This window comes from Shewanella sp. 11B5, assembly GCF_002836795.1.
In the GTDB taxonomy this organism is placed as follows: domain Bacteria; phylum Pseudomonadota; class Gammaproteobacteria; order Enterobacterales; family Shewanellaceae; genus Shewanella; species Shewanella frigidimarina.
Genome location: NZ_PJAP01000391.1, coordinates 1 through 7,603, shown reverse-complemented (window position 1 = coordinate 7,603; position 7,603 = coordinate 1). Strand labels below are relative to the sequence as shown.

General features: G+C 43.1%; 9 protein-coding genes. 7 read left to right on the top strand and 2 right to left on the bottom strand.

Features of this window, described 5'->3' with window-relative positions:
* From CXF78_RS09100 to CXF78_RS09090, 3 genes are all read left to right on the top strand, one after another.
* Positions 1–723, top strand: a 723-nt coding sequence (locus CXF78_RS09100; RefSeq protein WP_180957096.1) for a protein adenylyltransferase SelO family protein, incomplete at its 5' end; no start/stop codon positions are given.
* 261 nt (positions 724–984) lie between these two features.
* On the top strand, positions 985–1,635 hold the full coding sequence (locus tag CXF78_RS09095) for a MarR family transcriptional regulator (protein WP_102036580.1): 651 nt from the start codon (positions 985–987) through the stop codon (positions 1,633–1,635).
* Complete coding sequence (locus CXF78_RS09090) at positions 1,628–2,446, top strand: DUF3307 domain-containing protein (RefSeq protein WP_102036579.1); 819 nt, start codon at positions 1,628–1,630, stop codon at positions 2,444–2,446. The genes CXF78_RS09095 and CXF78_RS09090 overlap by 8 nt, the downstream gene beginning before the upstream one ends.
* Positions 2,447–2,516: 70 nt before the next feature.
* On the opposite strand, the gene CXF78_RS09085 is transcribed toward CXF78_RS09090, so the two are convergent.
* A complete protein-coding gene (locus CXF78_RS09085) occupies positions 2,517–2,699 on the bottom strand; it encodes a hypothetical protein (RefSeq protein ID WP_123778254.1) in 183 nt (60 codons plus the stop codon).
* Positions 2,700–3,088: 389 nt separating this feature from the next.
* Here CXF78_RS09085 and CXF78_RS09080 point away from each other — a divergent pair, with 389 nt between their 5' ends.
* From CXF78_RS09080 to CXF78_RS09070, 3 genes are read left to right on the top strand one after another with little or no spacing between them, the layout of a single operon-like run.
* Positions 3,089–3,835 carry a (Fe-S)-binding protein gene (locus CXF78_RS09080; protein ID WP_102036577.1) on the top strand — a complete coding sequence of 249 codons (747 nt, stop codon included), beginning with the start codon at positions 3,089–3,091 and terminating at the stop codon, positions 3,833–3,835.
* A gap of 8 nt (positions 3,836–3,843) precedes the next feature.
* Positions 3,844–5,232 (top strand): lactate utilization protein B, encoded by a 1,389-nt coding sequence (locus CXF78_RS09075; RefSeq protein ID WP_102036576.1) that lies wholly within the window; start codon positions 3,844–3,846, stop codon positions 5,230–5,232.
* Between the two features lies 1 nt (position 5,233).
* Positions 5,234–5,797 carry a LutC/YkgG family protein gene (locus CXF78_RS09070; protein WP_102036575.1) on the top strand — a complete coding sequence of 188 codons (564 nt, stop codon included), beginning with the start codon at positions 5,234–5,236 and terminating at the stop codon, positions 5,795–5,797.
* Between the two features lie 251 nt (positions 5,798–6,048).
* Here the strand turns inward: CXF78_RS09070 and CXF78_RS09065 are convergent, their stop codons facing one another.
* Positions 6,049–6,948 carry a LysR family transcriptional regulator gene (locus CXF78_RS09065; protein ID WP_102036574.1) on the bottom strand — a complete coding sequence of 300 codons (900 nt, stop codon included), beginning with the start codon at positions 6,946–6,948 and terminating at the stop codon, positions 6,049–6,051.
* 352 nt (positions 6,949–7,300) lie between these two features.
* On the opposite strand from CXF78_RS09065, the gene CXF78_RS09060 reads away from it, so the two are divergent.
* On the top strand, positions 7,301–7,603 hold a 303-nt coding region (locus CXF78_RS09060), incomplete at its 3' end, for a GntR family transcriptional regulator (protein ID WP_374702278.1).

Below are 7,603 nucleotides of genomic sequence, written 5' to 3'. Positions count from 1 at the left end.
CCACAATATCAACCATGGACGGGTGGCGGGCAACATTTTGCATTTTTGAATCAAGGTGTAGCAGCTGAACGTAATTTCTTGATGTTTTGTACAGCATTAAGCCCATTATTGATGTCTACACCAGATTATCTAGAACAGCTCCAGCAGTTGGTCGATGGTTTTGCCACTGAGATGCAAACAAAGATGGAGCAGATGTGGGCGGCCAAGCTTGGGCTTAACACTTTTGATGCGGCGTTATTTAATGAGCTTGAAACGCTGATGTTGCAAACCCCAGTGGATTACACTCTGTTTTTCCGAGAGCTTTCGTCGTTGCCTGATGATATTAGTCCACTAACTAACAGTTTCTATCGAGATTTATCGCAAGGGCCACAAGGGTTGGAGCAACGTTGGTCTGTTTGGTTAGCACAATGGCAAACACTGCTTGGCACCGCGGCCAATAGCACGATGCTTATTGCAGACGCAGACGCACAGCCACGTAACCGTGATGATATTATTGCGCAGATGCAACGAGTGAACCCTAAATATACTTTACGCGAGTGGTTGCTGGTGCCTGCTTATCAGCAAGCCAGTGTTGGCAATTATGCACTTGTTCGAGAATTGCAGAAGGTGATGACCCAGCCTTACGCAGAGCAGTCTCAAGAAGTTGAAGACAAATACTATCGACTCAAGGCATCAGAGTTCTTTGGGGTAGGTGGATGCTCGCATTTAAGCTGCTCGTCGTAATGTTGAGATAATCTATCAGCTTTGATTGGTGTCATGCTTTATGTCACCTGCGTCAGGATGGTTTTCTCAACGTATCTGACGATTAGGCTGGTATATTATCATTAGCCTAAAGTGGCTAAATGTTTATTTTTAGCCATAAACGGCTAAATCAGCCTGTGTGCTATCAATGCTCTTAGTCGTTATTAGCCAAAAATGGCTAAACTTGCATTATTAGCCATTTTTGGCTAAATTGGTCTAAATCTGCAAACAAAGGAGCGTTATGTGGAGCCTACCAATAAACCTATAGCCGTGATTGTTGGCGATGTTGTTGACTCAACAAAGCTAACTTCTGCGCAGTTTGAGCAACTACTTAAACGGATCAAATCCATCCAGTCTTGGATTAGCGAGGGGCATAGCGAAAATGCGCACAGTATTGAGCGCGGTGATGAGTTTCAGTCTGTCGTGCATGATATTGAAAATGCGTTGAGATACACCGTTATATACCGGATTGGTATTAAGGCGCTTGGTAAAGCATTTGATAGCCGGATTAGTTTTGCAATTGCGGCAAATGCCGATTTACGTGAGTCGGTGTCGGAGTCGATGGGGCAAGCATTTGTGCTGTCTGGCCGCGGACTCAGTGGCCTTAAGAATGACCGATTATTATTTAGCTCCGATAGCATCGCTCTCACTGAGTATTTTGACTTACTGTTTAAGTATCTTGATAAGCAACTTAACGACTTAACTGCGCGCCAATGTGAAGTGATGTTGCCAATGCTTCGAACCAATGAGGATTTGTCGATTAGTGAGTTAGCTGACATGCTCGATGTGGCTACAGCCACTGTCAGCAAGTCACTTAAAGCGTCTGGTTGGCCGTTGATCCATGAGTTAAATTGTCGGTTTATAAAGAAAGTCGCGGGGCTCAAGTATGTTTGATTTTTTCAGCGTGCTCATTCCATTTTTATTAATTCACACCATCTGTGACTTTTATCTTCAGACCGATCGGTGGGTAGAAGCTAAAAAAGCTCACACTTACCGTTCACCGGAGTTGTACCTTCACGCGACTTTACAGGGTGTTGCATTATTACTGCCTGCAATGGCACTAGGAATTGATTGGCGTTCAACGGTTTGCTTAATCGTTATTGTCGCGGTAAGTCATTTTATTATCGATTTATGGAAGGTCACTACACCAAAGGGAGATAAGTTAGCCTACTTTGTTATTGATCAGGCTTTGCATGTTTCGGTACTGGCTGCGATTGCTTTTCATGTTGCAGATGGCGCATCGATTGAGGCAGTGTTACAGCATGAACGTTTCTCTGATGGCGTGTTGGTGGTGTTTGCTTATGTACTCATTCTAAAGCCAACTTCAATTGTGATTGGCGCTGTGTTGAATAAGTATCCCATCGTTAACTCAGCAATGGATACTGACACAGACGCCGTTACCGACACAGATGTTATTGCAGATCCTGTTAGTGATAATACAGCAAATGTGAGCGGCCTTGTTGCGGGTGGCGAGTTGATTGGTTACCTAGAGCGATTATTAATACTGACGTTTATGTTGGTGGGCAGCTATGCCGCAGTGGGTTTTGTATTAGCCGCTAAGTCGATATTCAGATTTGGTGAGTTAAATCAATCAGCCAACCGAAGCATGACTGAGTATGTACTGATTGGCTCACTGATCTCTGTGGTCATCACAACCTTAATTGGGGCGCTAGTCTCATTGGGTGTAGATATAAAATTTAAGTGAAATAACCATAAAAAAAGGCCTCTATATCAATAGAGGCCCAATAATCTTATTCAGATTTAAAGTGATACCTTTAATCAGCCGCTATCCCCATTCCCATAGCAGATAGAGGCTGAGTAAAGTCACCAAGCATTGAGTAGACATTTGATTGCGACTCAAAGCCATCAACCAAACAACGCCAAAGTATGTACCAAAAATCGATAACGTCAGTTAGATATAAGTTATTAAAACGGGGGATGTTTCCGACGTTATCCATCACATGAGTGTGCTTAACCTCAACCATTCTGACAATATAAAAACACCAAACTGCGACACAATGTCGCAGGCTACTGACTTGAATTTATGAAGATTGTTAACTACTGGTTACCATTCATCGATGTATACCATGGTGTTGCACTTATTCATTGCTGATTCATCTGTGGGCAGCGGCTTTTGTTGTTATTGATGTGAGCTTTTGGTGCTGATGAAAGCGTATTCAGATCAAAAGTGGAAAAGTCTGCCGCGATATTTGCTTAATTAGCACTACATTTTATAAGGGTATAGGCATACATTGATAACTCGATAATGAGTCGTTAGCCATTGCTGAGTTGATTTTAAACTCACTCAGATGATGTGTAATAACGCGCCTGGGGATAATACCAACTTATGAAAATAGCACTATTTATACCGTGTCTAGTGAATCAAATGATGCCAGAAGTGGCCATTGCAACGCTGACATTATTAGAAAAGTTAGGCCACCAAGTCATATTTCCTAAGGGTCAAACATGCTGTGGTCAGCCGATGACAAACTCGGGGTGTTTTGATGAAGCAAAAAACACCACCCTTAAATTACTCAACGCTTTTAAAGGTGTCGATTGTGATGCCATTGTGTGCCCTGCAGCCAGTTGTCTGGTGGCGGCTAAAGAAAACTTCCATGAGTTTGATGGCAGCCAAGAAGCCCAAGAAGTTATTAGTAAGCTTTATGAGTTAACGGAGTTTTTACACGATATTGCCCCGATTAACGCATTTGCCCGCCCTGTAGCGGCCAAAATAAGCATGCAAATGAGCTGTCATGGTATTCGTATGCTTAATTTAGCGACGCCGACAGAGCAAATGGGTAAACAACGCTTTAATAAAGTGGAAGCTGTATTGGGTAACATTGCCGGGCTCGAGATTGTCTATCCTGCTCGTATTGATGAATGTTGTGGTTTTGGCGGAACGTTTGCCGTTGATGAAGGCGCGGTGTCGGCCAAAATGGGTAAAGATAAAGCTCAAGCTCATGCGGCAACTGGGGCTAAGTATGTCGTGGGGTTTGATCCTTCATGCTTGCTGCATTTAGATGGCATGATCCGTCGTCAAAAATTACCGATTGAAACCCGTCACATTGCCCAAATCATTAATGATGCTTTATAGGAGCCACTATGACCGAACTATATACCGCATCGGGTTCTAAGGTGCATGCCCATAAAGCTGATATTTTTTGTCGCGATGAAACCCGAGTTGATTGGCATTCTAAAGCCCTGTGGGCATTACGTGAAAAACGTGATCGTGCAGCAGGCAGTTTGCCTGAATGGGAACAACTAAGGCTGCTTGGCTCGCAACTCAAAATGCATACGTTGAGCCATTTAGCCCAGTACCTTGAACAATTTGAACAACAATGCTTGAGTAATGGCATTAAGGTGCATTGGGCTAGCGATGCCCAGCAACACAATGAAATTGTTCATGGGATTTTAGCGAAACATAAGGTTAAAAAACTGGTTAAATCAAAATCGATGTTAACCGAAGAATGCCACATGAATCCGTATTTAGAACGCCACGGTATTGAAGTGGTTGATACCGATTTAGGTGAACGAATTATTCAGCTCGCCAATATGCCACCTTCGCATATTGTGGTGCCCGCTATACACATGAAAAAAGAGGAAGTGGGCGAGTTATTTCATCAACAGTTAGGCACTAAAGCGGGTGAGTCTGATCCGCTGTATTTAACCCGAGCAGCTCGCGCGCATTTAAGAGAGAAATTCCTTACTGCCGATGCTGCCATGACCGGTGTCAATATGGCGATAGCAGACCAAGGTACGATTGTTGTGTGTACCAACGAAGGTAATGCAGACATGGGCGCTAACTTGCCAAAGTTGCAATTGCACTCAATGGGCATCGATAAAGTGGTTCCTGATATGGATTCTGTTGGGGTGTTGTTGCGTACATTAGCCCGCAATGCCACAGGGCAACCTATTACCACTTATTCATCGTTTTACCGTGGCCCACAAGAGGGCGGCGAGATGCATGTGATCATTGTTGATAATGGTCGCACTGAGATGATGAAAGACAAAATTTTAGCTGAATCATTAAAGTGTATTCGTTGCGGCGGCTGTTTAAATACCTGTCCTGTGTATCGCCGTTCAGGCGGTTATAGCTACAACTACACGATTCCTGGTCCTATTGGTATTGCGGTAGGTGCTAAGCATGACGATACCAACTCAATTCCTTGGGCCTGTACGTTATGCGGCAGTTGTACTTATGTGTGCCCAACGATGGTGCCGTTAGATAAAATTATTGCCCATCATCGTCGTTTGAAAGCAGAAGCTAAGACGTTGCCTTATGGCAAAGGTGGCTATATGCCGTTAGTGGGCCGTTTTATGGCTAATGAAACCTTAATGAATACGTCTATGTCTGCAGCAAGATTAGCACTGCGAGTATTACCGGGGAGTTTACTCAAGCCGTTTAGTGGTGCATGGGGTAAATATCGCGAGTTGCCTGTCGCACCAGAGTCTAGCTTTGCCAGCTGGTATAACAAGAATCGGAGCCGTTAATATGTCGAATAAACACACTATTTTATCTGCACTAAAGCAATCGGCATTAGCTCAACATGCTATGCCTGCCATGGATGTTGTTGCTAATAATGATGATCTTGTCGGCCAATTTAATGCAAGTTTAAACACAGTAGCGGGCACGCTGCATAGTGAAGGCGGTTTAGCAGCGTTACAACAGGCAGTAGATGAATTGATCCAACAAAATATGCAGGTGATCTCGTTATTGGACGGTATTAAAGGTAATCGCCAAGTGCCTGAGACCGCTCACGATCTGGCTGATATTGATTATGCCGTGATCCCTGGGGATCTTGGTGTGGCCGAAAACGGCGCGATTTGGGTTAATCAACCCAGTCATCGAGTGACGCCTTTTATTTGTGAAAATCTAATATTGGCGTTGGCCAAAGACAATATTGTCGCCAACATGCACCAAGCGGTTAAACAAGTGGCACTACAGCCAGGCGAATTAGGATTATTTATTGCGGGTCCGTCTAAAACCGCTGATATTGAGCAAGCATTAGTGGTGGGGGCTCATGGTGCCTGTAGTTTAAATGTGTACTTATACTAATAGTTAGTTAATAGCGGTTAGTTGCTTGTGTTGTCATTGACTGAGTGTTTAAGTCGATGGCATCACGCTAAACTATAGCGATATTAATCGCACCACTTAAGTTAGAGTAATCTGCTATTAATCAAAATTTTCTGTTTTAAATTCAAACTAAAATTCCAATTCCAATTCAACTTAGAATGCAGATTTAACTTTCACTTCAAACTTTAAGCATTTAAGTATCTAAGCATCTAAGTCTCAAAAATCGAATCGAGTTAGAACAAGTCAAAGATAGTGGCAGCACGTTGCTGAATAAACTCAATAAACAATTTTACTTTTAAGGGTTGTTGGCGACGTTGATGATACAAAATACTGATCCGGCGATGCTCACCAGCCCAATCCGCTAACACAGGTACTAGCTCTTGATTCAATAGTTGTGGTTTAACAAATAATTCTGGTCCATATAAAATCCCGCCATCACCGACAGCGGCGCGTATTGCGCCGTGTAAATCCCCTAGGGTTAATTTAGCGGGTCCATCGTAATAATATTGTTCTCCACTGTGATGTTTTAAGGTCCAGTTAAACAGCGGCCACACTTTAATTAACTGATAATCAACTAGCTGCAGCGGGTGGCGAAGCTCAATGAGTTGCTTTACATACTCAGGTGATGCATACAAGCCGTAATTTAATACTCCCAACGATGTTGATACCCAAGATGAATCTGGTTGCGCACCACCGACAATGGCGACGTCGACTCCTTCATCTATCAAATCAATGGTGCTGTTATTTTGGGTGATGTGCAGTTGAATGTGCGGATGTTGTTTGGAAAAGTCATTGATGGCCTCAATTAATATCATCGAAGTTATCGAAACGGGTGTCGATATTCGTAGGGTGCTTTGCGGCTCATTAATAGTTTGACCACAAATACGATCAAATTGCGCCACCACATTATAGTAACGGTCAAATAACGCACCACCTTCTTCAGTTAATCGAAGTTTACGGGTACTGCGCATTATCAACTGAGTATTGAGGCTTTGTTCTAATTTGCTAATTTTGCGGCTAACAGTGGCAATGGGCAACTTTAACTCTTGTGCTGCAGATGAAAACCCACCGGCATTAACGACATGGACAAACAAATGGATCAATTCAAGTTGGCAGGCTAAATGTTGGCTCATCAAGAGACCCTTATTGTATTTGTTGTTCTATTTATTGTTGGATTAATCGATGTCTCAATCACTTTATAAAGATGAGTGTAACCCAACATAGTGTCTACAGATAGCGGAGTCATCATCGAACCACAATGGCATGATGAGTCATACCGTGGCGGCTAATATTAGCATGGGCTGACTTAAGGTTTATTGAGTGGTGTCATAAATTGGTAATAGCTAACGCTTTATGATGAAATGGAATAATTGTCGACAAAAAGTGCCTTTTGGGGTTGTTATACGATTTAAAGGTGCTATATTGTCGACAACTTGTTTTGTGTAGCTGTTTTTAATGTCAGTTTTTATTATCCTAGGTATGAATATGATCCAGCCGATTACTTCTGCAGATAAGACCTTTGTAGCCCTTAGAGACGATATAGTCGAAGGTCGTATTCAGGCCGGCTCAAAATTGAGCGAAACTGAATTGTCGACAAAGTATGCCGTGAGTAGAGCCGTGATCCGTGAAGCCATTAACCGCTTAGAGTCGTGCCATATTGTTGAGCGTAAAGCCAACGTAGGCGCTCGTGTGGTGGCGTTATCTCCACAAGGGTTGATAGAGCTGTATCAAGTGCGTGAATCACTTGAAGGCATGGCGGCACGTTTAGCGGCAAAGAACATGACTGAT

Bases quoted from the DNA above. Each gene is read 5' to 3' on its own strand.
- CXF78_RS09065 (WP_102036574.1), bottom strand. From the start codon at position 6,948: ATGAGCCAACATTTAGCCTGCCAACTTGAATTGATCCATTTGTTTGTC.
- CXF78_RS09085 (WP_123778254.1), bottom strand. From the start codon at position 2,699: ATGGATAACGTCGGAAACATCCCCCGTTTTAATAACTTATATCTAACT.
- CXF78_RS09090 (WP_102036579.1), top strand. From the start codon at position 1,628: ATGTTTGATTTTTTCAGCGTGCTCATTCCATTTTTATTAATTCACACC.
- CXF78_RS09075 (WP_102036576.1), top strand. From the start codon at position 3,844: ATGACCGAACTATATACCGCATCGGGTTCTAAGGTGCATGCCCATAAA.
- CXF78_RS09070 (WP_102036575.1), top strand. From the start codon at position 5,234: ATGTCGAATAAACACACTATTTTATCTGCACTAAAGCAATCGGCATTA.
- CXF78_RS09080 (WP_102036577.1), top strand. From the start codon at position 3,089: ATGAAAATAGCACTATTTATACCGTGTCTAGTGAATCAAATGATGCCA.